This window comes from Pedobacter sp. T50_32, from assembly GCF_057652195.1.
The window spans coordinates 403,400-428,394 of the sequence record NZ_JBYFBY010000003.1; the positions used below are offsets into that span (position 1 = coordinate 403,400).

20 protein-coding genes are annotated in these 24,995 nt (G+C 36.8%); 13 read left to right on the forward strand and 7 right to left on the reverse strand.

What is annotated here, in order from left to right; genetic code table 11:
- Positions 1-105: 105 nt before the first annotated feature.
- Positions 106-1,587: a tetratricopeptide repeat protein gene (locus tag AC23ME_RS12380; RefSeq protein ID WP_487728078.1), complete on the forward strand. Its 1,482-nt coding sequence runs from the start codon at positions 106-108 to the stop codon at positions 1,585-1,587.
- Between the two features lie 5 nt (positions 1,588-1,592).
- Here the strand turns inward: AC23ME_RS12380 and AC23ME_RS12385 are convergent, their stop codons facing one another.
- Complete coding sequence (locus tag AC23ME_RS12385; protein WP_487728079.1) at positions 1,593-2,324, reverse strand: hypothetical protein; 732 nt, start codon at positions 2,322-2,324, stop codon at positions 1,593-1,595.
- Between the two features lie 375 nt (positions 2,325-2,699).
- Here AC23ME_RS12385 and AC23ME_RS12390 point away from each other — a divergent pair, with 375 nt between their 5' ends.
- The 5 genes from AC23ME_RS12390 (at position 2,700) to AC23ME_RS12410 (ending at position 10,169) form a co-directional block, all read left to right on the forward strand.
- The gene (locus AC23ME_RS12390; RefSeq protein WP_487728080.1) at positions 2,700-4,175 is read left to right on the forward strand and encodes a tetratricopeptide repeat protein; all 1,476 of its coding nucleotides are present in this window, start codon (positions 2,700-2,702) and stop codon (positions 4,173-4,175) included.
- 77 nt (positions 4,176-4,252) lie between these two features.
- A complete protein-coding gene (locus AC23ME_RS12395) occupies positions 4,253-5,179 on the forward strand; it encodes a PAS domain-containing protein (RefSeq protein ID WP_487728081.1) in 927 nt (308 codons plus the stop codon).
- Between the two features lie 6 nt (positions 5,180-5,185).
- Complete coding sequence (locus tag AC23ME_RS12400) at positions 5,186-6,211, forward strand: sensor histidine kinase (protein ID WP_487728082.1); 1,026 nt, start codon at positions 5,186-5,188, stop codon at positions 6,209-6,211.
- Positions 6,212-6,445: 234 nt separating this feature from the next.
- Positions 6,446-9,091, forward strand: a complete 2,646-nt coding sequence (locus tag AC23ME_RS12405; RefSeq protein ID WP_487728083.1) for a zinc-dependent metalloprotease — start codon at positions 6,446-6,448, stop codon at positions 9,089-9,091.
- A 295-nt stretch (positions 9,092-9,386) separates the two neighbouring features.
- Positions 9,387-10,169 (forward strand): murein L,D-transpeptidase catalytic domain family protein, encoded by a 783-nt coding sequence (locus AC23ME_RS12410; RefSeq protein ID WP_487728084.1) that lies wholly within the window; start codon positions 9,387-9,389, stop codon positions 10,167-10,169.
- Positions 10,170-10,185: 16 nt separating this feature from the next.
- On the opposite strand, the gene AC23ME_RS12415 is transcribed toward AC23ME_RS12410, so the two are convergent.
- Positions 10,186-11,733: a L,D-transpeptidase family protein gene (locus AC23ME_RS12415; protein ID WP_487728085.1), complete on the reverse strand. Its 1,548-nt coding sequence runs from the start codon at positions 11,731-11,733 to the stop codon at positions 10,186-10,188.
- A gap of 320 nt (positions 11,734-12,053) precedes the next feature.
- Here AC23ME_RS12415 and AC23ME_RS12420 point away from each other — a divergent pair, with 320 nt between their 5' ends.
- Positions 12,054-12,695 (forward strand): DUF4142 domain-containing protein, encoded by a 642-nt coding sequence (locus AC23ME_RS12420; RefSeq protein WP_487728086.1) that lies wholly within the window; start codon positions 12,054-12,056, stop codon positions 12,693-12,695.
- A 20-nt stretch (positions 12,696-12,715) separates the two neighbouring features.
- Here the strand turns inward: AC23ME_RS12420 and AC23ME_RS12425 are convergent, their stop codons facing one another.
- The 3 genes from AC23ME_RS12425 to AC23ME_RS12435 all read right to left on the reverse strand — a co-directional run bounded on the left by AC23ME_RS12425 (position 12,716) and on the right by AC23ME_RS12435 (position 16,804).
- On the reverse strand, positions 12,716-13,744 hold the full coding sequence (locus AC23ME_RS12425) for a response regulator (RefSeq protein ID WP_487728087.1): 1,029 nt from the start codon (positions 13,742-13,744) through the stop codon (positions 12,716-12,718).
- A gap of 38 nt (positions 13,745-13,782) precedes the next feature.
- Positions 13,783-14,976: a PAS domain-containing sensor histidine kinase gene (locus AC23ME_RS12430; protein ID WP_487728088.1), complete on the reverse strand. Its 1,194-nt coding sequence runs from the start codon at positions 14,974-14,976 to the stop codon at positions 13,783-13,785.
- A 64-nt stretch (positions 14,977-15,040) separates the two neighbouring features.
- On the reverse strand, positions 15,041-16,804 hold the full coding sequence (locus AC23ME_RS12435; RefSeq protein ID WP_487728089.1) for a hypothetical protein: 1,764 nt from the start codon (positions 16,802-16,804) through the stop codon (positions 15,041-15,043).
- 356 nt (positions 16,805-17,160) lie between these two features.
- Here AC23ME_RS12435 and AC23ME_RS12440 point away from each other — a divergent pair, with 356 nt between their 5' ends.
- The 6 genes from AC23ME_RS12440 to AC23ME_RS12465 all read left to right on the forward strand — a co-directional run bounded on the left by AC23ME_RS12440 (position 17,161) and on the right by AC23ME_RS12465 (position 22,796).
- On the forward strand, positions 17,161-17,475 hold the full coding sequence (locus AC23ME_RS12440; protein WP_487728090.1) for a hypothetical protein: 315 nt from the start codon (positions 17,161-17,163) through the stop codon (positions 17,473-17,475).
- Positions 17,476-17,616: 141 nt separating this feature from the next.
- Positions 17,617-17,967 carry a hypothetical protein gene (locus AC23ME_RS12445; RefSeq protein WP_487728091.1) on the forward strand — a complete coding sequence of 117 codons (351 nt, stop codon included), beginning with the start codon at positions 17,617-17,619 and terminating at the stop codon, positions 17,965-17,967.
- A gap of 178 nt (positions 17,968-18,145) precedes the next feature.
- A complete protein-coding gene (locus AC23ME_RS12450; protein ID WP_487728092.1) occupies positions 18,146-20,545 on the forward strand; it encodes a TonB-dependent receptor in 2,400 nt (799 codons plus the stop codon).
- 46 nt (positions 20,546-20,591) lie between these two features.
- Positions 20,592-21,521, forward strand: coding sequence for a DUF4625 domain-containing protein (locus AC23ME_RS12455; protein ID WP_487728093.1), 930 nt, complete (start codon positions 20,592-20,594; stop codon positions 21,519-21,521).
- Positions 21,522-21,568: 47 nt separating this feature from the next.
- Positions 21,569-22,258 carry a hypothetical protein gene (locus tag AC23ME_RS12460; RefSeq protein ID WP_487728094.1) on the forward strand — a complete coding sequence of 230 codons (690 nt, stop codon included), beginning with the start codon at positions 21,569-21,571 and terminating at the stop codon, positions 22,256-22,258.
- Positions 22,259-22,328: 70 nt separating this feature from the next.
- Positions 22,329-22,796 (forward strand): DUF4625 domain-containing protein, encoded by a 468-nt coding sequence (locus AC23ME_RS12465; protein WP_487728095.1) that lies wholly within the window; start codon positions 22,329-22,331, stop codon positions 22,794-22,796.
- Between the two features lie 208 nt (positions 22,797-23,004).
- Here the strand turns inward: AC23ME_RS12465 and AC23ME_RS12470 are convergent, their stop codons facing one another.
- Complete coding sequence (locus tag AC23ME_RS12470; protein ID WP_487728096.1) at positions 23,005-24,153, reverse strand: acyltransferase family protein; 1,149 nt, start codon at positions 24,151-24,153, stop codon at positions 23,005-23,007.
- Entirely contained in the window at positions 24,154-24,915 is a 762-nt protein-coding gene (locus AC23ME_RS12475; RefSeq protein WP_487728097.1) for a glucosamine-6-phosphate deaminase, read from the reverse strand.
- Between the last annotated feature and the right edge of the window lie 80 nt (positions 24,916-24,995).

Here is a 24,995-nt window from a genome sequence, read left to right on the forward strand (position 1 = left end):
GACCAACATCTCAATAAAGTAATATCTTTTAAAATTACATTTTTATAATTTAGAAGTTATTTTGTAACTTGATGATGATTATATTTGATAATATTCCAGACAAATATGAAATTACGCCTAAAACTTGTTTTATTCTGCGTTATTTTCCAGATAGGTTTGGGACAGGCTCAAATTATTCCAAAAAAGATTGACAGCTTAAATATTCTCGCCAAACAAACAACTGATTTCGATTCAAGCAGGCTTATCCTCAACGAGGTGATTAAGATGTCTAAAGCAATTAAATACGAAGACGGCTTAACCACTGCAATGATTAGTACTGGTATGAACCTTCATAACCATGGCAAGTTTGAAGAAGCAATTCGCACCACTATAGAAGCAGAACCACTCATTTTAGCGACGAAAGACAATGTCAAAATAGCGCATTTGTTTGCATTAAGGGGTAATGCTTACTGCCGATTGTCTTTTTTCGAAAAGAGTTTGCAATGCTTAGAACAGGCCAAAAAATATGCCGATAAAATAGAGGACAAAGACAAGAGAAATAATAGTTTGGGTCGCATTTATGGAATTAATGCACTCATTTACAAACTACAAGGAACATTAACTGGTCATTTAGACTCTGCATTGTTTTATAGGATGAAATCTTATAATTTAATGAAAAACAGCAAATTAAAAGGCGACGCTAAATCATTGGTGGTTATACAACTAAATGATATAGGCAGAATTTACATACTTAAGAATAAACTAGACTCTGCAAAACATTACTTCCAAAAAGCTATTCCAATCATCAAAGAAAACAAACTCTTTAAGTATATCGGAGATACAAACTTAGGAATTGGAGACGTCTACCTTAATAAGAATGAGCTAGATAGCGCATTGATTTATTACCAAAAAGCATTAGTAATCTCCCTAAAAACGAAGTACTTAAGTGTAGTTAAAGATTCTTATCAAAAAATAGCATTAGTTTATGAGAAAAAGGGCGATAGGAATAATTCTTACGAATACCTAAAAAAGCATAGCCACATTGCCGATAGTTTAGCAACCGCAAACAAGAAAGCGGTAAAAATTTCCTCAGATTTTATTTTAAAAGAAAAAGAGACGTTTTTTAAAAAGACCACCACCTATTACTTACTAGTAATTCTTGCAGCCATTATTGCTGTAGTTGCTGTTAGCCTTTTGCTTTTAGAACTAAGAAAAAAGCATAAGAAAACTGTTGCCGTACACAAAGAAAAACAAGAGCATTTGTATCAGCGACTTGCGCAGTTAAAAGAGAAGACATCATCAGATAAGGTTGATGACCAAGTGCTAAAAGACATTATTGGCTTAGCTATGGCAAACGATCCAGCCTTTTTAATCAAATTTCAAGAACATCATTCTGTATTTATTCAAAAATTGATGGAGCGTGCACCTAGTTTAGTAACAACAGACCTACTTATTTGCGCTCAACTTCGCTTGGGCTTTTACACAAAAGAAATTGCTAGATATACCAAAACTACAGTAAGAGCAGTAGAAGGTAAAAAGTACCGGATCAGAAAAAAATTAAATATCCCAGCCACAGAAGATATCAATGTATGGATGATGCAAGTATAGTCTTATCAAACACCTGCAATTAATTTACTTGCCAAATGATTAGCTTGCGTATATCTATCGCTACCGAATGGTATTGTAGAAAGCCATTGTTTGCAAGCCTTCCTATTCCCTTCCTTTAAGAAACTCAGTGCAATCATATACGCCGCCTCATATTTGTCGGTAGCATTAGTTCCATTTAAAACTGGATACAATACTTCTTTACTTGTCTCCAGGCAGTCGCTAGCAATTAATATTGCGGCATAATGATTTGCTAAACTATGGTCATCTGGATTTTTTAAATAGGATTTTTCGATAATCTGTTTCGCTTCGTAGTATTCCCCATTACTTACGTGTGTTGCTGCTTCATTAAAACCACTATATGAAGATCTACCTAATGCAGCAATCATTTCACTATCAGTAATTTTAAATTGTTCATAATGATTATATCTCTTTGAAAAGGAGAGCACACCAATTACCACTGCCAATGCTATCACTGCGCCAACTATAAACACACGAGCAATATTACCTACCTTTTTTGTTGACACATTTTGGTTTACAGGCGATGTAGGATTTTCATTTTTGATCGGAGACGCTAGTGCACCCATCAACTGCATATCTAAACTGCGATTGATAATCTTATAGTGTTCCAAATACTGTTGCAATTCCTTATCATGCTTGATGATGTTTTCAAATTCACCATATTCACTTTCACTTAAATCACCTTCAACATAGCGGGCTGTTAATAAAATTTTGTCCATTCTGCTTAGTCGTTAATTAAAACTAAATCGTCATTAATTGATACAAAGGAAAATAGAAAAACAGAGCTATGAAGAAACTTTAAATACTCGCTTCTACTCACCCTTTAAAATAGCTTTAAACAGTGTAAATTCAAGTGAATCTACCTTTAATCGAGTATCATCTCTGCTTTAAACATCATTTAGAAATCTGTCAGTATCTAAATGTCCTTATCATACACACGCTCCTACCCACTTCTACTCACTTCGCATCAAAACACTGACAATCAAAGAATTATGAACAAACAAATTAATTCGTTAAACAATCAATTTTCAACTGCTGTGAATTATTTTTGCTTTTGTTAAATGCAAGCATTTTAACAAACATCGCCCCTACCTATGAAAATGTATACATTACTGAAATGCATATTGCTATGCTGTTTCATAACTTCGAGCTATGCTCAAATTGATAATCGAAAAATCGATAGTTTAATCGTATTAGCAAAACTGTCAACAAATGTCGATTCTAGTGAAATAATCATCACTCAGCTTATTACAGAATCTAATGCAATAAACTACCGACTAGGCGTAGCAGATGGAATTTTGTTGAGAGCTGGAAACTTGCATAACAGCGATAGATTTGACGAAGCACTTCGACTGCTTCAAAAATGGAAAGCGTATATATTGAACTGTAAAAATGATGTGAGAACTTCTCAATTTTATGCCTTGCAGGCTAATAGTTACAATAGCTTATATTTCATCGAAAAAAGCAGATTAAATCTTAATGAAGCTAAACGACATGCGCAAAAAATAGTGGATGACAACCCCCGCTACAACAACTTGGCAAAGATTTACATGATTTTATCAAATACTTTCGAAACAAGTGACAATGCAAATTTTGATTCCATTCTATTTTATCGAAGGAAGGCTTACGAAATACAATCTAAAATTATTGGAGGTGGCGTAATAAAAACGGGAGCCGTTATACAAGAAAGTGCCATAGGCAGCATTTATTTGAAAGTTGGCAAATTAGATTCTGCTAAGCAATACTTTCAGAAATCGCTACAAACAGCCAAACTACATCATCTCGAAAAGTTTGCATTTCCTGCTTTTAACGGCTTGGGAGACATCTATTTAAAAGAGGAAAATTTAGATACAGCACTTTATTACTACACAAAGGCTTCTGCCTTAGCTGCTAAAATAGAAAATACAGGAAATATTAAAGACAGCTATCATAAACTCTCTACCGTTTATGGATTATTAGGTGATACGGGAAAATCTGTTGCCTATTTAAAAATGTATAGTAGAATGGCAGATAGCTTATCGTATATTGGAAAAAATGCGACAAAAGCCTCTTCTGACATCATTATCGCTGAAGAAGCGCAAAAACAAAATCATAAAAGCAAGTACTATATCGCAACTATAGGCGGTTTCATTTTGCTACTGATTGTCCTCATCTATATCCTACTGTACCTGAATAAAAAACACCAGAAAACAGTAGAACAGCATAAGCTGGAACAGGAAAAACTTTACGAAAAACTAGGAAAATTTAAGGCAGAAGCCATAGCCGATAAGATTAATGACAAAGATTTAAGAGAGGTAATTTCTCTGGCAATGGCCAATGATCCCATATTTTTGATAAAGTTTAAGGAACTACATCCAGTTTTTATACAAAAGCTAATGGAAATATGCCCCACATTAGCAACTTCAGACTTGTCAATATGTGCGCAACTTCGCCTTGGCTTTTACACAAAGGAAATAGCCAGGTATACAGGAGCTTCGGTGAGAGCTGTAGAGGGAAAAAAACACAGAATAAGAAAGAAATTGAGTATTCCCACTGCGGACGACATTAATGTTTGGATGATAAAGCTTTAGAAAATAAGGCCTTAACTAATTAAACCGCTAGCTATCGTTTTGTTAAAAATTAAGTAGCTTTATGGTTTAAAGGACTTATGCTTTCCCAACAACTTCATTTAGCAATTCTTGCACAGTCTATGGACGCAATAGCCATCTATGACAGCGAAGATCTACGTATCAGCTTTGTTAGTGAAGGTATGTTACAAATTTGGGGTAAAAACCAAACCGTAGTTGGAAAAACGTTTGAATTGGCGCTTCCAGAAACTAAGGGACAACCTTTTGCCTCGATATTAAAAAACGTATGGCTAACCGGACAAACTTATACTGCCACAGATACTCCGGCAACCTTAAAAATTGATGGTAAATTAAAAACTTCATTCTTCGATTTCGAATACAGAGCTATCAAAGACGAATATGAAAAGGTGTTCGCCATAGTACATACTGCTCGCGACGTTAGTTCAAGAGTGTTAGCAATGGGCCAACTGACGGAAAAACAACAACGTGAAGACCAATTAATTGCCGATTTAAGAAAAACAGGCGATGATATGCAGGCGGCTAATTTAGAGCTTCGACATATCAATAAAGATATTAGCAGGCTCAACAATCGCTTGCAAGAATCGGAAACAGATTTTAAACGCCTAGTTGAAAAAGCGCCTGTAGCGATGCTTGTGTTTAGAGGGCCACACATGGTGATAGATTTAGCAAACGAATCTATGCTAGAGATATTAGACAAGGATAAGGACATCATTGGAAAACCATTACTTAAAGGTCTTCCTGAGATTGAAGGTGCCCCAGCTGTTAATATGCTTTTTGAAGTTTTTAATACAGGAAAAACACTTGAAGGTAGCGAACAACCGGTTCCCATCAAAAGAAATGGAATAGTACAAACACGATATTTCAATTTTAGCTATAGGCCACTAATTAATGATGGAGAAATTATTGGCGTAATGGACGTTGCAGTAGACGTAACCGAACAAGTATTGGCCAGGAAAAAGTTAGAGCTTAACGAACAGCGACTATAAAGTATTTTGGATACCATGGCTGAAGGAGTGATGATTACCAACGAAAACGGAAAAGTGACTTATGCCAATGCCATGGCGCAGGAAATTATGGGAGTATCTCAAAACGACTTAAAAAATCGCCATTATAATGATGAAAAGTGGACCAATGAGCGTTTAGATGGATCCTTACTTCCAAAAGAAGAACATCCTTTGTTTGTAGTCCTTAGCACTAAGCTACCAGTATACGACCAAGAAGTGGCCATAGCGAAACCTTCTGGAGAAAAACAGTATATTTCTATTAATGCAGCACCATTACTAAACGAATTAGGTGAAGTAACTGGTGGAATTATATCTTTTACAGACGTTACCAAAAGACGAAAAGTGCTGCAACAAAAGGAAGATTTCATAAACGTAGCAAGTCACGAGTTAAAAACTCCGGTTACTGCACTGAAAGGATCTTTACAACTGCTAGAAAAAATGCAGGGCAGATTGAGTGAAGAAAATTCTCGCAAATTAGTAGAGCAAGCGAATAGGAGTTTAACCAAACTAAGCAATCTAATTGGCACCTTACTCAATGTTAACCGCATTAGCCAAGGTCGCTTCCCTATCAATAAAACTAAATTTAAAATCCACGACGTAATTAAGGATTGTTGTAGTGAAGTAAATATGCTAGGCAAACATGAATTAGTGCTTAAAGGTGATTTAAATCTAGAAATTGAAGCAGATCTGCAACTAGTAGAACAGGTTTTAGTTAATTTGGTGAACAATGCGGTTAAGTATGCTCCAGATTCGAAGGAAATTGTCGTTGAGTTAAGAAATTTGCCTGAAGGTGTAGAAATTTCCGTAAAAGATAGTGGCCCAGGCATTCCGAAAGAAAAGGCGAAGCATATTTTTGAGCGTTACTATCAAGCTGAAAATATTAGCGCTTACTCATCTGGCTTAGGCTTGGGCTTGTACATCTCGGCAGAAATTATCGAAAAGCATGGCGGTAAAATTGGCGTAGATAGCGAGATCGGAAAAGGTAGTACTTTCTGGTTCACACTGCCTCACTAGCTAAAACTAAAAGGAATACTTGTGTTTCCTGCCATCTATAAGTTGGATATTTTTATTTAATCCTTTTAGTAAGCAAAAAAAGCTGAAATATTCAAAACAGTCTTTTAATAATTCGATGAAATTCAATTGCTAATTTCATTTCAAAATTCTTTCAAATTCCTTATCTTGCTAAAAAATAGAATGGATTAAAAAATCCATCAAAATCAATTCAATAAAAAGCTAACTAACTTAAAAATGAAGAAGCGTTTATGGTTAATTCCTGCTGCCGCTCTTTTTGCGCTTAGTGCCAATGCACAGGAGACAAAAAAGCCAGAAAAACCAGCAGACACCACTAAAAAAGTGGCACCTACCACTCCCCCAACCCCACCAAAACCAACAGTTGCCGACAAAACCAAATCGAGCAAGAAAATTGATGGTTTATTTACGTTGTACCGAGACACCGTTACCGGAAGTCTACAGTTGTACGTTAAAAAAGATCAATTAGGGAAAGACTACATTTATCAAAGTTTTTCGATGGGCGGTCCAACTAGATTGTTCCTTAACCAGAACATGATCAGAAGCACAAAATTGTTTCAAATTAAGCAAGTTGACGATAAAATCGAGTTTTTAGAGAAAAACACAGCATTTTATTATGATCCGGCAAACCCGGTAAGCAAAGCTGCTAACGTAGATGTTTCTGATGCCGTTTTCTATGCTGATAAATTTAGTGCAAAAGATGCAGATGGCTACTTAATTTCTGTTGATGGTTTGTTCTTAAGCGATAAACTTGATCCAGTAAAACCTGTAACGCCTCCGGGAATGCCTCCAGGTGCAATGTTTAATTTAGGTATGTTAAGTACTGCTAAATCTAAATATCAAACAGTAAAATCATTTGATGGAAATACGGATGTTGTGGTAGACCTAGCTTACGACAATCCAATGCCATTAAACGGTGGCGGTAAAGATATTACAGATGCTAGATATGTTCGCGTGAAAATGCAACACTCTTTCCTTGAAGTTCCTCAAAACGATTTCAGACCACGTAGAGATGACCCAAGAGTAGGTTATTTTGGTGCCGAAGTTGATAATTTAACTTCTGTAGGTGCTACACCATACAAAGACTTTATTAGTCGTTGGAACTTGAAAAAGAAAAATCCTAATGCTAAATTAAGTGAGCCTGTAGAGCCAATTGTGTTTTGGATTGAGAATACAACACCACTAGAATACCGTTCTATCATTAAAGAAGCAGGTGAGAAATGGAACGAAGCTTTTGAAAAAGCAGGTTTCAAAAATGCAGTGGTAATGAAACAAATGCCAGATAATGCTACTTGGGATCCTTCAGATATTTCTTATAACGTAATTCGCTGGGTATCTTCAGCCTACCCTTCTTACGGTGCAATTGGTCCAAGCTTTTACAATCCATTAACAGGCCAAATTTTAGGCGCTGATATTACTGTTGAGTGGAAATCTGGTGCTGGAACAGCAGTACAAGATGACTTGTATAATGGCGGTCCTTCAATGGCGATGAACTTGCCTTGGGAAAATCCAGAGCAAGCATTGGCAGCAACACAAGGTGGTCACCAACATTATGGTAAAAACCATACTTCATTCTGTTCGTTAGCTCAAGAGTTGAGCATGCAGTACCAAACAGGTTTAGCGGCTATCGAAGTTTTAGATGCTGATGTTAATGAAGCTACCAGAGCTGCAACGTTAAAAGAGATGCACAAGCAATTCTTATACTATTTAATTATGCACGAAATGGGTCATACCCTTGGCTTAAACCACAACATGAAGGCTAGCCAAATGTTAAGTCCTGCACAGATGAATGATAAAGCCCTAACGCGTAAAATTGGTTTGCAAGGTTCGGTAATGGATTATCCTGCTATCAACATCAGCAGCGACCGTAGCAAACAAGGCGATTACTACACTACAAAAGCAGGCCCTTACGATTTATGGGCTATCGAATATGGCTACACTCCTTTCAGCGAGAAAGACGAAGAAGCTGGCTTAAACAAAATCTTAGCTAGAAGTACTGATCCGCAATTGGCATTTGGTAACGATGCAGACGATATGCGTAGTCCAGGTGGCGGTATCGACCCAAGAGTAAATGTGAATGATCAAACTAACGATATGGTAGCTTATGGCGAAGATCGTTTCAAATTGATCAATAGCATGATCCCTAAGTTGAAAGATAGATTTAGCAGACCAAACCAAAGTTACCACGAATTACGCAGCAAATACTACCAATTAAATGGACAACGTGCTAGCATGGCTGCTGCATTGAGCCGTTACATTGGCGGTGTGTATGTAGATCGTAGCTTTGTAGGCCAACAAACTACTACAGCACCATTTACACCAGTACCTGAGGCGTACCAAAAGAAAGCTTTGGCGTTGTTAAGCACTTATGTTTTTGCTCCAAATGCTTTTGATGCTGACAAAGCGATATTCCCTTACCTTCAAATACAACGTAGAGGTTTTGGTTTCTTTGGCAATAATGAGGATGTTAAACCACAGTCTACATTCTTATCGTTACAGTTAAGCACTTTAGCGCAGTTGTTACACCCAACTACTTTAACCAGAATTAGTAATAGCGGTTTGTATGGCAATACTTATTCTGTTGCTAGCGTAATGAACGATTTAACAGATGATATCTTCACTGCAGATCTAAAAAGCAATGTTAACTTGTTCCGTCAGAATTTACAAACGGAATATGTTAAAGCTGCTGCTGCAATTGTGGAAGCTCCAAGAGGTTACGACAATGCTAGTAAAGCTGCTGCATTAGCTACCTTGAATAAAATCAAAGGTCAATTAGCTACTGCAAGTAGTACAGATGAGCAAACTAAAGCACATAGAACTGCTTTAACTTTTATCATTGATAAAGCTACAGATGTAGGCAAATAGTAATTATATACCTTAATAATACACGCTCCGCAAATATATTTGCGGAGCGTTTTTTTTTTTGCTCAACATCTATAAAAATCCTACTTTTAGACCAACATACATTCTTTACAAACCAATCCATAAAGCACTAATTAAAGCATAAAAACACTATTAATCAATCTAAAATAGAATTGTCATTTCATCGCAAGAATAAAAAACAGATTAAACAAACAAAGAATAATCATCCTACATTTGTACCATAATCAAAATCAGAGCTTATAGATAAATACGTACCTAACCTTTAATTGTGAGAATTGTGAGAAAGAACCTTTTTGGAGTAGGCGTATTGGGATTTGTACTTGTTTTTTTACTAGTGTCGGCTCGTAAACCAAGTACTTCTTTAGAGATTGAAAGAGCTACAAGAACAGCTCCTTTGTCAACCGACAGCATTTACAACCAACACATCAATAATCTTTATACAGATCTTCATTTAAAGGAAGCTGGATTGTCGTTACCTGTATTTGAGAAAGCTTTAACTGGCTTCTACAACCTTAAACAGGCTGGCCAAACATCTTCATCAAAACAAATTTTGAGCATAGCCGATTTTGATCAGTTAAGTACTCAAAAAAGACTGTACATCATCGATTTAAACAAAAAACAGTTGTTACTGAACACTTGGGTGGCGCATGGACAAAACAGTGGTGCTGATGAAGCTACGAACTTTTCCAACATCAATAACTCATTCTCTAGTAGTTTAGGCTTTTATGTTACTGGAGAAATTTACCGAGGAATTCATGGCAAGTCGCTTAAACTAGATGGTATGGATGAAGGCTTTAACTCAAATGCGAGAAGTCGTTCTATCGTAGTACACGGCGCAGCTTATGTAAGTAATGGAACCATTAAAGCGCTAGGACGTTTAGGTCGTAGTCAAGGTTGTCCCGCAGTTGCTCCGGAGTTAGCAGATAAAGTCATCAATACTATTGAAGACAAAACAGTACTCTTTATTAACAAATCGCAGAATGATTACCATTCAAAATACTTGAATGAAACTTTAGCAGCAAATTTTGCTAACGATATTCAAACTACACATATGGATTAAGCTCTGCTAAAAGAGCTTAATCTATCAAACGCTTTAAATGTGTGTACAATACAATATCTAAACCATAAACATCTTTACGGTATTGTAATTTTCCAGCTGCATCTTGCCAACAGGTAACATAACTTAAATACACTGGCACTTTGTTTTTTAGTCCGATGTCTTTTGCTTGTGGCTGTCCGTCTTGCATTGCTTTTTTAATACCGTCGAATGTAGATCCGCTGCCAAATAACGCTTGTGCTAATGCTAATGGATCTTCTACTCTAACACAACCGTGACTTACAGCTCGCACCTGTCTGTTAAATGCTGCCTTATGAGGCGTATCATGTAAGTAAACAGCACTTTGGTTATTGAACAGAAATTTGATTTTACCTAAAGAATTATCTTCTCCAGGACGTTGTTTAAAGCTGTATTTTTTCCCTGCTCCAGGTTCCGACCAATCTATCGTTTCTGGATCGTCGATCATTTTTCCGTTCTGATAAACATCAATCGCATTATTAGCTAAATAATGCGGATCTGCAGCCGCATATTTAGTGATTTCATTACTTGCGATACTTTCCGGAATATTCCATACCGGATTTACTTGCACACTATGGATAATACTATTCAATTGTGGTGTTTCCCTATTAAATGGTCGGTCTTTTTTTACACCAGTTTCATCATATTCTACCAATTTGTCTTTATAATCTTGATTTCTGCCCTCGCCTACACAAACTTTCATGCGTAAAGTTGACTTTCCTTTTTCCATCACATCTAAAGAAAAATCGGGAATGTTTACCCAAACATATTTATCACCTGCGGGCTTATTCTGCCAACGTAAACGCTCTAAATTCACCATTAAAATTCTTTGCATTTCCTCGGCTGCAATACCCGTAAGTTTAGATTGCTGCTGCAAAGCCTGCTGCATTGCTACATACTGCTTATCGTTTGGCTGCACGCTATCTAAAAACATTTTTACATCATCTGCTTCAAGCGAATTAACAAAGCTCTTTTCGTCTGGTCGTTTGGTTTCTGTGTAGTATTGTGCGTAAATTTTCCTCGGACTGATTATACCAAATTGCATTGCATTACTGTAATCACTAATCGCGTTAGCTAATGAAAGTTCCAATTTAGTTAGCAATTGATAAGCTTCGTCAACGGTTTTAACCTTACTTTTATCTTTTAACTCTTCATTAAGCGCTTGTAGCTGGGCTGTCCTGAATATTTCAGGCGACAGCCCATGCATTTCTGCATTATTAAACACAGCAATGATGCTATCTAATTGCTTTTCCTTTAAAATTTTCGATAACAAAACTGGATTATATTCATGCTTTTCGTAAAAAGCCTGCATAAACTTAGGATTTCTAAAGGAGTTCGCTTGTTCTGCGCTAGCTGCTTTTAAACGTTCTGCAAAAGTTTCTTCGTCTATCTCTTTGAAAACTTTATTCTTAGCTATACTGAATGCTAGTTTTCCTAATTCGGATTGACTTTTCTTACAAGCTGGAAGTACAATTGTAGCAACCAACAAGGCCGTGCAGAAGTACCAAAATTTATTGTTTAAGCGATTAAAAAAGCTGTGATGTTTCATACCTCATTAATAGTGTTTGATAAATAATTGTTTGAACATTTGATAAATTTTTACCGAGCAGTGGGGAAATTGAGGTTCAGCTAGGTTAAAAAACTAGAAAGATTGCTTCACGCCTTGCCTAACCCAAGTCTTCTGTTCGCAATGACGCTACTATTTTCGTCATTGCGAGAAGCGCAGCGACGAAGCAATCTATACCGCAGGGGCAAACTTGTCACAAATATCAACATCATGAATATTTAACAAAGCATAAGAATTTTAAAAATTCCGCAATCAAATTGAACAGAAAATGGTTATATGAAAACATATCAACTATAACAATTATGATTAAGCTAAATAAAATAATGGTTTTAGGCGCAACAGCAGCTATAATGCTTGCCGCCTCTTGCACAAATCCGTCAGAAAGAGAACATCGCGACACCGCTGCCGAAGAAGTAGATTCTAATATTGATGTAACGACCAAGGCACAGGTAAACACAGCCGATATCAACATGGATGGCGGCGAAAAAGCATTCATCATTTCTGCTTACTCACAAAGCCTATACACTATTGAACTTGCTACAGCTGCTGCCAAAAGCAAGGATGAGGCTTTACGTAACTTCGCAAAAAAAATCACACCCGGCTACCAAAAAATGCTTACAGACATTGAAAGCATTGCCAAAGGGAAAGGCTTAACTTTAGAGCGAAATGTCTCTGATGCTCAACGAAAAGAGCTAGATGCGATTAAACAATTGGGTTCGCCAACATTAGATCAGCAAGTGCTGCAAAAAATGCAGATGTTGCAGGCATCTTTTACAACGTTATTTAAAGAAGCAGCGCATTTACAAAGCGATGTAATTAAAGATTTTGCGAAGAACTCGATGTCTCCTATTCATTCACAGCAGGCTGAAACTACAAAGCTGTTCAACAAGGCAAATGAAACTGGATCACAAAGTACGAGACCTGGAGAAGTGGCAACGCAGTAATTGCCTGCCACTTTACCAATTTATTGCTTAATGTGACTTAATTTCTCTATAGAAACCACATAAATAGCATTGCCGTGTTTCTCAATCAGTTTTTCTTCTTTAAAATCAGCTAGCATACGACTTACAGTTTCGCTTGCAGTACCTACAAAGGCAGCTAAATCATCTCTCGAAATTTTAAGTGTACAGCTGTCTTCGTTATTTGGAGCAAACTTTTTAGATAACTGAACCAAAGCTTCGGCCACTCTTTTACGCACAGAAAAGTAAGCGAGTTTTAGCATCTGGTCTTCCTTAAAGCGAATATTTCCAGATAGCAATTCGATGAAAGCTGTAGCCATTTCTTGGTGATTAAGCAAAGCATCCATAAAATCTGCTTTAGGAATAAGTAGCAGCTCTGTATCAGCTAAAGTTGCTGCGTTATCCGCGTAAGGCACACCACAGCATAAACTTTCGTAACCGAAAAAATCCCCGTCTTTATAAATATTCGAAGACAATTCTCGTCCATCTTTAAAGCGCTTGTAAGTTTTCACCTGTCCACTTTTAATGAAATACAGATAACTAGGCTCGTCATTCTCTACATAAATTACCTGCTTATTAGCATAGCTTCTGCTTTTTCCTTTTTGTTTCAGTTCTGCAAAAATGGTCTGTAAATCTTTCGGACCAGATTTAAAACCTACTGTCTGATTTTTCTTTTTTAACCTACTTTCAATAGCATTAAACAGCTCGAGGTCATCAAAAGGCTTCGTCAGGTAATCATCTGCGCCCATTTCCATTCCCTTACGCATATCGGCTCTTTCTGCCTTAGCAGTCATAAAAATGAAAGGAATGTTTGCCAATTTAGGGTTCTTACTAAGCAGATAAAGTACACCGTAACCATCAAGCTCAGGCATCATAATATCACATAAAATGATATCTGGAGATGAATTTAACGCTAATTCTACACCTATTTTGCCATTTTTTGCCGATACAGCCTCGTAACCCGCCAATTCTAAAATTTCTACTGTACCTTCCCTGATGTCGTCGTTGTCTTCAATTACTAAAACTTTTTTCATTGCGCTAAATTATTTTCATTAAGGTGTTCTTCGGTGCCCTAATGATGGTTAAAATTAAAATGGAGGGTAAATGTAGTTCCTTTATTTTGTTCGGTTTGGCAGCTTACGGTACCGTTCATTAAGCCTACATATCGTTTTACGATATTTAAACCTAATCCTGTTCCCGGAATATCGCCCGTATTATGTGCCCTAAAAAACGGCTCAAACAAGTTGATCTTATCAACCTCTGGAATGCCAATCCCGTTATCCTTCACTTCTACAATCAATTCATTTTCCTTAAGCTTGGTATTAAATTGGATCATCGTATCCTCGCCAGAGTACTTTATAGCATTAGAAATTAAGTTGATGATACAGTTTTTCAGCAAATTATGATCTAAAAAAACCTGTGCACTTGTACCTGTATGCTCGTAAACAATAAGCTGATTTTGCTTACTGATGAGCTGCATTTCCTCTACAATTTCTTCTGCAAAAGCAATTACGTTAAACCAATTGGCAGTAGGTTCTACTTTACCTGCTTCTAGTTTTTCTAGGGATAGGAAATCGTTAAGGATAGTAGTAAGATTGTTGATCGCATTTTTGATTTTCATCGTATGTTTCTCAACATTTGCAGCATCGTTTTTAGTGGTGTACTTATCAATCAAAGAAGCTGATAATTGAATGGAACTCAACGGGGTTCTAAACTCGTGAGAAGCCATAGATACAAACCTTGTTTTCAACTGGTTAAGCTCCTTTTCCTTTTCAAACAATGCACTTACATGCTCCTTTGCGGTTTCTAATTCGTTGATAGATTTGATAAGGTCTTGCGTACGTTCCTTAATCTTACTTTCTAGTTCTTCGGTGTAGCTTTTAATTTTAAGTTCGTCTTCTTTCTGGCGACTTAAATCGTGGATAAAACCCGTAAAAATCCTTCTGTCAGAAAACTTTACTTCACTAACACCTAATCTGAAAGGAAAAACTGAGCCATCTTTACGCTGGCCTTGAACTTCCCTACCAATACCGATGATATGTCTTTTTCCGGTATCACGATAGTTTGCAATGTATTGGTCGTGCCTTTCCTTATCTGGCCTAGGCATTAACATCGATACATTTTTACCTGTAACTTCTTCCCTATCGTAACCAAAAAGTGCCAACGCCGATGGATTAATTTGTTCTATTACCCCAAACTCATCGATGGTAATAATTCCATCAATTGCATTTTCTATAATCGCGTTTAACAATTTGGCTCTTTCCATTTTATAGTGTATCGGCTGTGTACCGCCAAGATAGTTATTTTAGCAGATTTGGTCATCACAAATCTTAAATATTGGTATTCAAAAGCCTACTTTCAGACACCATCAATTCGTTTAAAATATTCTGGCTAGAGATGTCGTTAAACAAATCTTTGTAGTAAGAAATACCTTTTTGTAATTGATCTTTAAAACCGTCCAAGTGCTTCTTTTTCTTATCGTTGATATTTTTGAAATACAGTTGAACTTCAGTTTGTAAGTAATCGATGTACAGATTTAATTCATTAATAAACACATGAGGACGTTGCACTTTTTCTAACAAATTAACACTACCGTAAATGTGTTTTACCATTTCATCTAACGAATAAACCTTGTTAAAAAAAGCCAAATTTGGCCCAGGACAAACAGCCACAGCTTTACTTTCCTTAGGCTTTAACATATTGGTTTTAATATAGGTTGATGTACATAAACCTTCGCATAAACAAACCTTTTCGGTAATGGTATCAAACGCTTCTTGATAAGCAGCTTTGTCGAGGTTTTGCTCCTCTAACTGCTTAATTTTCATCTTTTGATACTTATGCGATGCCGTGCAAATAGGTTCCTTGGTAAATTCGGTATTTGTAACCAGATATTTCTTGGTGCATGGGCTACCCGGTTTGCCAGCTACAATTCTATCTAGCCTCAACTGTTCAGCACTACTGTACCTAAAATTGTTAAATAATACGCCCAAAGGGGATGAATTGCTCAAGTAATAATCTTCTTGCTTAGCTCCTGCCAATTGGTTCAATGTAGTTTCATCAACGTTAGTTACTTCTGGTACTAATAAAAACGGACTTCCCCAACCTGTAGCATCTAAATTGTAGTATTTTAAAAGAAATTCGTTTTCCTGTGCTGTACCAATTCCACCTTGTACAGTAATACGTTGTTGCGGCAATTGAGCTACTTTAACTTCTTTTAAAGCTAATGTTTTCGAGTAAAGCTCACGTAGTTCTTCCTGCATTTTTAAGCGGCTCTGCTTAAATTCCTCCAAAATTGGACCTAGTAAAAAGCCATCGGTAGCAAATGCATGTCCGCCACAATTTAACCCAGACTCTATCCTAAACTCCGATACCCAAAGACCCTTTTTAGCAAGAAACTTAGCTTGTATCAAAGCAGAGCGAAAATCGCTTACCTTTAAAATAATACGTTTGTTAAACACTCCATTTTCATCTGGATTGAAACCTTCAAATTTCTCAATATAACTATATAAACGTGGGTTCATACCTGCAGAAAGCACCACCGAAGCATTCAATTTACTTTCCGCAAATGCCCTTAATGCTGAAAGTGCATCTGTATTTTCATCGCCTAAGTAATTACCTTCCTTATCGAAATTTAGCTTATCAACCTTAGCCATGATATTTACATCGATGTTGCCCTTTTTCATGCGCTGGCGTAACCGGTCTTGAAATATATTTTTACGTTGACCTTCTGGATATTCCATCATCAATTCGTAACCGTGTTTAATGGTAGAACCTTCTGGCAATAGCTCAAAATATCTGCAAATATCACTTCCGGCAGTAAAATCTTGTTTTTTCAGGTCTTCAAATTGGCGATCTACTAAGTCTTGCAACAAGTTGAGGTAAGCAGTAATACGCTTAGTTCTATAATCCTCCGTTTTTTTATCAATAGGATGATATTCGATTAGGTTCATTTGCGAATGATATTTACGCATCCGTTCTGTTAACTCGTCATCTACAATTGATACGACTGAAGAAATGCCATAACGGGCTACTTTCAAAGGCGTATCTATAGAAAAACCTAAACCTAAAACTGGAATATGAAATTGATGAACCATGCTGTATCGTATTTTTTTCCAAAATTATTGACAGCAGACACTTTTTAGTTGTGATTAGGTCAGACTAAAATGTGATATAGGTCATTTTGCAATGGCTTATTAGTTCATTGGCTCATTAGTTTCCCGAAGTTTCGGGATTTCGCAAGCTCAACATTTGTTCAATGGTTGGCAAGTCCGAAAGTTTATAACCGTTTGGAAATTGATTATTGGTAATTGGTCATTAGTTCCATATTTGGTAATTGATTAATCCTCCCCTTCCAAATCAATTCTATGTTAACACCACTACTTAACATTAACAAAATGATAATATACACTTAACCAAGCAATGCCCTAGCTTTGCAAAAAAGCTTAATTCCATGAAGAAAGACAAACAGAGAGCGCAACAAAAGGCGCAGCTGAAAGCCAACCGTAAACAAGCCGAGAAAGCAGTTAAAGCTGCATTAATTACTGAGCTAACTACCCTAATTAGCACTTTTGCTAAGCCAAACAAGAAGTTGAAGAAATTAGTAGAAAAAACTGCATCAGCATTTTCTAAAGAAATTGATAAAACTGCAAAGCCTGTAGTAGAAGCTCCTGCTACAAAAACAGAAGAAGTTGCTCCAGTTGCAGAAGAGAAAAAAGTGGCAAAACCACGTGCTGTAAAGAAAACTGAGAAGGAAGCAACAAAATAATTGCAATTATTCTTATAAGCTATAAATAGCTGTAGTGATGCACTTTAACTCGCTACAGCTATTCTTTTATAGCGCATATCTGCACACAAAGTGAAATTCTTTTTCTTTTAGACCAGAATTTATTGCAACTTTGTATCATTAATGAAAAGAAGAAATACATATCAGAACAGTGCAGCGAAGAAATTTGCTGGTGCTTTGTTGGCGATATTGTTTCTTACTATTCCATTTATACAAACGCTTCACTCACATCATGCTGATGAAGGTTTTGTAAAAACTACTACAGAGAAATCTATCTCTAGCGCAGCAGAAAAATGTTTGATTTGTGAATACACTGCCGAAATTAAAGGCAAGCAAATCTTGATGGCACATCCGCCTGTTATTGACATTCCAACTGATGTTTGCGCTGAGTTAAACACTTTCGTATACACTAGGATTTATAAGTTTACCTTACAAAACTTTTCTAACAAAGGGCCTCCTAGCCTTTTGAGCTAATTTCTATTTAAACGGCTGTCTTTGCTAGGCAACGCCGTAAATCCAATTATTTTTTTTTACCCGGACGCCGTTTAGGCATTCAATTTTATTTATTGTCTTTGGCAAAACCTTGATTTATGCTATGCTTTAAAAGCTAGTATTTTCTAGGCTCGTCAATGCTACAATTCTCAATTTTCTGATGAAGAAATGGTATGCATTTTTCTTTAGCTGCTTTTTGGCAAGCTATGCTTTTGCGCAAAGCACAAACGTATCTGTTTACGTAAGCGATGATAACCAATTGGCTGTTGAAGGCGCTAAAGTATCGCTAAGTAATTCAGTAGTGTTTACTGATGCTTCGGGAACTGCGATTTTCCAAACCATCCCTCTGGGTAATTATGTGCTTACTGTGCAAGCTAAAGCTTATGCTAATTATGAAAAACGCATTGGCATCAAAACGGGAAAAAATCACCTCCATGTGAAATTGAAGCCAGAAATCAACGAGCTAAAAACGGTAGAAATTAATAGCAGCTCACAGAACATTAGGAAAAACACCGAAGCGAGAAACATCGACATTGTTGACCAAGAATTTGTGCAACGTAACCTAGGCGGAAGTTTAATGAAAACGTTAGATCGTTTGCCCGGTATTAGCAATATCGGCATTGGCTCTGGGCAATCGAAACCTTTAATACGCGGCATGGGATTTAACCGTGTGGTGGTAGTGGATAAGGGAATTAAACACGAAGGCCAGCAATGGGGTGCCGATCACGGTTTAGAGATCGATCAATTTGCTACAGGCGAAATCGAAATTATTAAAGGCCCTTCTTCATTTATTTATGGCTCTGATGCTATCGGTGGTGCCATTAATTTAAAACCAGTAAATGTACCGTTAAACCAAGGTTTAGGTGGTAACGTTAATTTGATCGGCAAAACAAACAACAAGCACTATGGAGGTTCTGTAAATCTTTTTGGCAGTAATAAAAAATGGTTTTTCGATAGTAGAGTTACCTATCAAAACTATGCAGATTACCGCGTACCAACAGACAAAGTTTACGTTTACGATTATGCTGTAAATCTGCATAATAACCAATTACGCAACACAGCAGGAAGAGAAACAGGTTTGCATTTTAATACCGGCTACGTTGGAAAAAACTTTAAAACTGCCTTTTACGCTAGCAACAGTTATGCAAAAACTGGTTTTTTCGCAAATGCGCATGGGCTCGAACCTCGTAACGTAGACGAAGCTATCCATGATGCATCAGATCGTGATTTACAACTGCCTTACCAAACGGTAAATCATTTTAAGTTAATTAATCGTACCGAGTTTACGCACACCAACGGCAAAACTGAGTTAGAATTAGGGTTTCAGCACAATTACAGAAAGGAACTTAACCATTATACTGCTCATGGATATATGCCCTCGGTTTATCCGGCAGAAATGACCATTCCAATAAACTTAGAACGAGTTTATGACAAATACATTTATGCTGCAAATGTCAGAAGAAGCTTCGCCATTGATAAACATCAGTTTCAAATTGGCTTTAATGGCGATTTCCAAAACAACAACATTAGCGGATGGAGTTTCTTAATACCTGCATTTAAACAGTTTAATACCGGCTTGTTTGTATACGATAAGTACATCGTTAACAACGATTTGATTTTACACGGTGCAGTGCGCTATGACTATGGTTCTTACCAATTTGAACGATATGATGACTGGTTTAAATCTGACGAAGAAATTAATGGATCTATTGTGCGTAGAAACCTCACTAGAGCTCAAGATTTCTCAAGGACTTTTAACAGCTTTGTTTGGTCGGTTGGTGCAAATTACAATCCTGGCAAGCTCAATATCAAAGCCAATGTGGGCAAAAGCTTTAGGATGCCGATAGCCAAAGAATTAGCTGCCAATGGAGTAAGTTATCATTATTTCAGCTACGAAATAGGTGATGACAGCTTAGATCCAGAAGTTGCGTATCAAGCTGATTTGGGTATTACTTGGACAGAAAAGCGCTGGTCTATAGGGATTAATCCATTTTACAACTACTTTTCTAACTATATCTACCTTAATCCCACAGCTCACCACGATAGATTTTACGGAGCCGGAAATCAGATTTTTGAATATAGGCAAAGTAGTGTAATGCGTTACGGAGCTGAATTGAGGGCAACGTACCAATGGTTGCCAACATTAAGTTCGGAGTTTTTGGGAGAATATGTATATAGCGAGCAACTTTCTGGCGATAAGAAAGGTTTTACGCTACCCTTCTCTCCTGCTCCTTCTGGCTTGGTTAACCTTACTTGGTCGCCAAAAATTTCAAATAGCATTAGTAATACTTACTTCTCCATTGATTACCGTTTAACAGGTCGACAAGACAACATTGTTCCGCCAGAGAAGAAAACACCAGGTTATCAAGTAATTAACTTACAAATGGGTGGCAGTTTGAAATTTAATAAACAGATGGTGGATGTAAGCTTACAGGTACAAAACCTTTTGGATGCTAAATATTTAAATCACACCAGTTTTTACAGGTTGATTGAATTACCCGAAGCGAGCAGAAACGTAGTGCTATCGTTAAAAATACCATTTAGAGTAAATGACCGATAAACAATATCCAATTATCATATCTCAATAACCAAAATACAGTTAAAAAATGAAGACAAAAAAAATCGTAGCGGTAATGCTGTTATTCGTAAGTGCATTTACAGCCTGTAAAAAAGACGAAGAACCTGAGCAAGAACTTGCTAAGCCAAAAATTAAAAATGTAGAAATAGGGCTTAACAACAATGAAATAGGGATAATAAATGCCGATTTTCATTTAAACGCCGACATTACTGCTGGTGATAAAATTGACTTGGTACAAGTTAAGATACAACAGCGCACCGGCGAAACCTACAGCAAGACTTGGAGCCATGAAATTAATTGGACGCAATACAAAGGTTCAAAAAACACCAATGTACATAAGCATTTCACTATCCCGGCAGAAGCTCCAGAGGGAAAATATGATTTTATCATCATTGTAACCGATGAAAACGGCACTAAGCTAGAAGAAAAGAGAAACATTACCATTTATGCAGCTGCAAATGTACCGGTAAACCCTAGTGCAAGTATTTTCAACTTGTTTTCAAACGGAGCCCGTTTTTACAGAAATGGCAATTTTATCACCCCAGGCTCATCTTTAAACAAAGGCGACAAATTGAATTCGCAAGTAACACTGAGCAACGTAAAAGGCAGTGGAAAGATGTACTTATTGCTCATCAACAAAAAGCATAACCATAAACCAGAGGCAATTGATAAAATTGATTTCTCGAAAGCTATAGTGTACGATATTTACGAGCATAAAGATGTTGCCAATTCTTTTTTCTTCACCAATACACCGTTTGATGCCACAACTAACACCTCCATTCGAAGTTGGCCTGATATGATAATTGGCAACAGTACAGATAACAATGTACCTGCCACATCCATTAATGGTGCAAAAGCTTGGGAAACTGGCACCTATTATTTCGGTGTAGTTTACCTAAATACCACTTACAAAATCGGTTTTTACCAATACATAGAAGTACCGGTAAATATGAATTAAGTGAATAAAAAATAATCAATATCCAATAATCAATAATCAATTAAGAAATGAAAACAAGAAAAATTACCCTAGCAGCGATGCTTTTATTTGTAGCAGCTTTTACCGCATGTAAAAAGGATAAAGACGATCCTATTAGAGAAGGCATTGAAAGAGCCGAACTTATTTTTACAGAAGTAGATGGTCATGCACACGGAGATCATTTTCATGACCTTGCTGATAAAGCCGGTGTAACTCCAATTGTAGTTAAGTTCAATAACAAAGGTGCGGCTATTTCTGGCGGACACATGCACATTGAAGCCGAAGCTGTTTACAAAATACAATTGAAAGCTTGGGATTACACAGGCAAAGAAGTACAAAATGATTTTATCGCTAACAAAACAACTGCTGATAACTACAAAGCATTTATAGTAGGTGGCAACTTTATCTTAAACTCAAAAACTACTGATGAAAGCGGTGCTATTTTTCAACCGAGAGAAGCTACTTACGGTGACGGAACAGCAGTATCTGGCGCTGGTGGTATAGGTACCACAGGTATTTTGAGCTACTTTACCGTTGGACATGGAAATGAAGGAGCTACAAAAGAAGTGAGCTTTATCCTTAGAAAAGTAAATGCAGGTGTTAAAGCAAACATTACCAGAAATGACTGGAACCGTAATGATTATGCTACCGCTTTTGGTGGGCAGGATGTATTGAAATTAAATTTTGAAGTACACGCTGAAGAAGGACACTCACATTAAAAAATACAAGGAGATTGTTACTGGCAATCTCCTTACTAACTTAAACACAACACATTAATTAAAAGATAGTATGAAAAAGATTGCAGCCTTATTTGCTATGGCCTTATTTATTTTTACTGGTTGTAAAAAAGATAACAAAGTAGAAATAGATACCGAATATCCCGAAATTGTAACTACAGCAAATTCATTTCCATTACAATGTGGTACACTTACGCGTGGACAAACTGCTACCATTAGAGCAACTTTTAGTGATAACATAGAATTGGGAGCATATAGTTTGGATATACACCACAATTTCGACCAACATAACCACAGTACAGAAGTTAATCAATGTACTTTTGAAGCTAAGAAAGCTCCCGTAAAGCCTTTCGTATTTATTCAAAACTACAATATCCCGGCGGGCTCCAAAAGATATGAAGCTACTGCTCAAATTGCCATCCCTGCAGATATTGATCCTGGAGACTACCATTTTATGATCCGTTTAACGGACAAAGAAGGATGGCAAACAATTAAAGGTTTAAGCATTAAAATTCAATAATATGAAAGCATTAAAAACCATGGCTATAATTTGCATTGTAGCATGCATGAATACAGGCTGCAGACATGACCATAACCACGAAGACAAATCCCAGAAAAAGGAGCATTCAAAGCATACCAAAAAAGGGCACGAAGATCATCGTCATTAAAGATAATAGTTTGTTTAGGTTAGTAGCAATAGCCCCAATGGATTTTGGGGCTTTGCTCGTTTATACTTTTACGTAAATTTTCTTTATGTCTAACACCACTCCAATTGCCCACATTACTAACATGTAAACAATGGCAAACCATAGCGATGCATTAATTGGTGTTAACCAATCTGCAAAGCCATTTTGATAAACTATTCCTTTTAAAGATTTTCCGCCAATGCGGATTACACCCATTGCACTAATAACCAACCAAGCCAGTACGTAGATAAACAAAGGATTTTTACCAAACACTTCGAAAAAGTATGCCCAACGTTTAATTTGCCAAATCTCAATAATGAGCATTAATAGACCGATAATGATTAAGCAATAGCCAAGCGAGCAAAGTACGTAAGTGCTAGTCCACAAGGCTTTGTTTATTGGAAAATAATTGCCCCAAACCAATGCTATAATTACTGAAACTGTACCTACAACGATTAATTTCCAAACAGAAGATAGGTTATTGCCTTGTTTTTGGATAAATAAACCTGTAAGATACCCAGCAATTACATTTACAACGGCAGGTAAAGTACTAAGTAGGCCAAGTGGGTCGAATGGTATGGGATAATATTTGTAGATATTTTTGACAGGCAAATACGCCAAATCTACTTTTCCAATAACATTTCCTTCTAAGCTATAAGGATCTGGTTGGTCGCCGAAGAAATATAATATTGCCCAATAGCCCAATAGAATTGAAATGCTTGAGATAATGACTACAGATTTTTTGAAGTAAAAAACCATCAAGCTTGCCAAGCAGTAACATAATGCAATACGTTGTAGTACACCCCATAACCTAATATCTAACAAGCTATTAAAAACGATTTTATCACCTTCATAATGAAAAAATGGAAAGCCGTTGAGGAACAAACCTATTAGAAAGATAATTGCCGTTCTTTTACAAACCTTTGGTAAAAATTGCGAAGAACTCAATTTACCCATCTTTTTAAGACTAAAGCTTAAGGCGTTACCCACTACAAATAGAAACGCTGGAAACACCCAGTCCGTAGGCGTAAAACCATGCCAATCTGCATGCTTCAAAGGCGCATAAATATTGCTCCAGTCGCCTGGAGTATTTACCACTATCATTAGCGCAACGGTCAATCCTCTCAATACGTCTAAAGAGAGATACCTATTTTGCATTGGGTTTAGCATTTGCTCGGCCATATTCTTCATTTATGAATTTAACAAATGACTGCTATCCTTATCTAAAAATAGTACTGCATTTGTGTGATTTCTCAAAATAGTAGCAGGATTTTCTGTGCTAATTTCTGCTTGCAGTGTATTTTTAACTGCTTCCGCCTTGGTTGGCCCCGGAACTACGCAATTGATATACGTAGCACTTAATAAAGCTGGAATAGTTAATGTAAGTGCTTCTTTTGGCACTTCTTCTAAAGCAGCGAAACAACCATCGTTTACCTGCTGTTGCCTGCAAACTTCATCAAGTTCTACTACTTTGACCGTGTGCTTATCTTCAAAATCTGCCACCGGCGGGTCGTTAAAAGCCAAATGTCCGTTCTCTCCTATTCCTATGCATACCATATCCACTTTGTGTTGATTTAACAATGTAGTATACCTATCACATTCGGCAACAATATCATCTGCGTTGCCATTTAAATAATTTACAGATTTGAAATTGAATTTATCGAATAAGCGATGTTTCAAAAAATTACCGAAACCCTGTGGTGCATCAGCAGCTAAGCCAATATACTCGTCCATGTGGAAAGCGTTGATACGGTTCCAATCTAAATTTTCGTAGTCTAGTGCTGCTAAGAATTCATTTTGTGATGGCGCAGCAGCAAACACTACATTAATTTCATCTTTAGTTTTCAAAAGTGCAGTTACTTCTTTCGCAAATTTCTCCGAAGCAGCAGCACCCATGCTTTTTCTGTCTTCGTAAATCCTAACATCTAGTTTGGTTTGAACAAGGTTTGTCATCTTATTTTATAAGGTTGGTTGATAAATTTCAGTAATCGAAAGCGGACTTACTCATCACTGTCAATTAAATATTTAGCTAA

Excerpts from the sequence above, each read along its gene's own strand:
- AC23ME_RS12380 (WP_487728078.1), top strand. The coding sequence starts at position 106 with ATGAAATTACGCCTAAAACTTGTTTTATTCTGCGTTATTTTCCAGATA.
- AC23ME_RS12385 (WP_487728079.1), bottom strand. The coding sequence starts at position 2,324 with ATGGACAAAATTTTATTAACAGCCCGCTATGTTGAAGGTGATTTAAGT.
- AC23ME_RS12390 (WP_487728080.1), top strand. The coding sequence starts at position 2,700 with ATGAAAATGTATACATTACTGAAATGCATATTGCTATGCTGTTTCATA.
- AC23ME_RS12395 (WP_487728081.1), top strand. The coding sequence starts at position 4,253 with ATGCTTTCCCAACAACTTCATTTAGCAATTCTTGCACAGTCTATGGAC.
- AC23ME_RS12405 (WP_487728083.1), top strand. The coding sequence starts at position 6,446 with ATGAAGAAGCGTTTATGGTTAATTCCTGCTGCCGCTCTTTTTGCGCTT.
- AC23ME_RS12415 (WP_487728085.1), bottom strand. The coding sequence starts at position 11,733 with ATGAAACATCACAGCTTTTTTAATCGCTTAAACAATAAATTTTGGTAC.
- AC23ME_RS12420 (WP_487728086.1), top strand. The coding sequence starts at position 12,054 with ATGATTAAGCTAAATAAAATAATGGTTTTAGGCGCAACAGCAGCTATA.
- AC23ME_RS12425 (WP_487728087.1), bottom strand. The coding sequence starts at position 13,744 with ATGAAAAAAGTTTTAGTAATTGAAGACAACGACGACATCAGGGAAGGT.
- AC23ME_RS12430 (WP_487728088.1), bottom strand. The coding sequence starts at position 14,976 with ATGGAAAGAGCCAAATTGTTAAACGCGATTATAGAAAATGCAATTGAT.
- AC23ME_RS12435 (WP_487728089.1), bottom strand. The coding sequence starts at position 16,804 with ATGGTTCATCAATTTCATATTCCAGTTTTAGGTTTAGGTTTTTCTATA.
- AC23ME_RS12440 (WP_487728090.1), top strand. The coding sequence starts at position 17,161 with ATGAAGAAAGACAAACAGAGAGCGCAACAAAAGGCGCAGCTGAAAGCC.
- AC23ME_RS12445 (WP_487728091.1), top strand. The coding sequence starts at position 17,617 with ATGAAAAGAAGAAATACATATCAGAACAGTGCAGCGAAGAAATTTGCT.
- AC23ME_RS12450 (WP_487728092.1), top strand. The coding sequence starts at position 18,146 with ATGAAGAAATGGTATGCATTTTTCTTTAGCTGCTTTTTGGCAAGCTAT.
- AC23ME_RS12455 (WP_487728093.1), top strand. The coding sequence starts at position 20,592 with ATGAAGACAAAAAAAATCGTAGCGGTAATGCTGTTATTCGTAAGTGCA.
- AC23ME_RS12460 (WP_487728094.1), top strand. The coding sequence starts at position 21,569 with ATGAAAACAAGAAAAATTACCCTAGCAGCGATGCTTTTATTTGTAGCA.
- AC23ME_RS12465 (WP_487728095.1), top strand. The coding sequence starts at position 22,329 with ATGAAAAAGATTGCAGCCTTATTTGCTATGGCCTTATTTATTTTTACT.
- AC23ME_RS12470 (WP_487728096.1), bottom strand. The coding sequence starts at position 24,153 with ATGAAGAATATGGCCGAGCAAATGCTAAACCCAATGCAAAATAGGTAT.
- AC23ME_RS12475 (WP_487728097.1), bottom strand. The coding sequence starts at position 24,915 with ATGACAAACCTTGTTCAAACCAAACTAGATGTTAGGATTTACGAAGAC.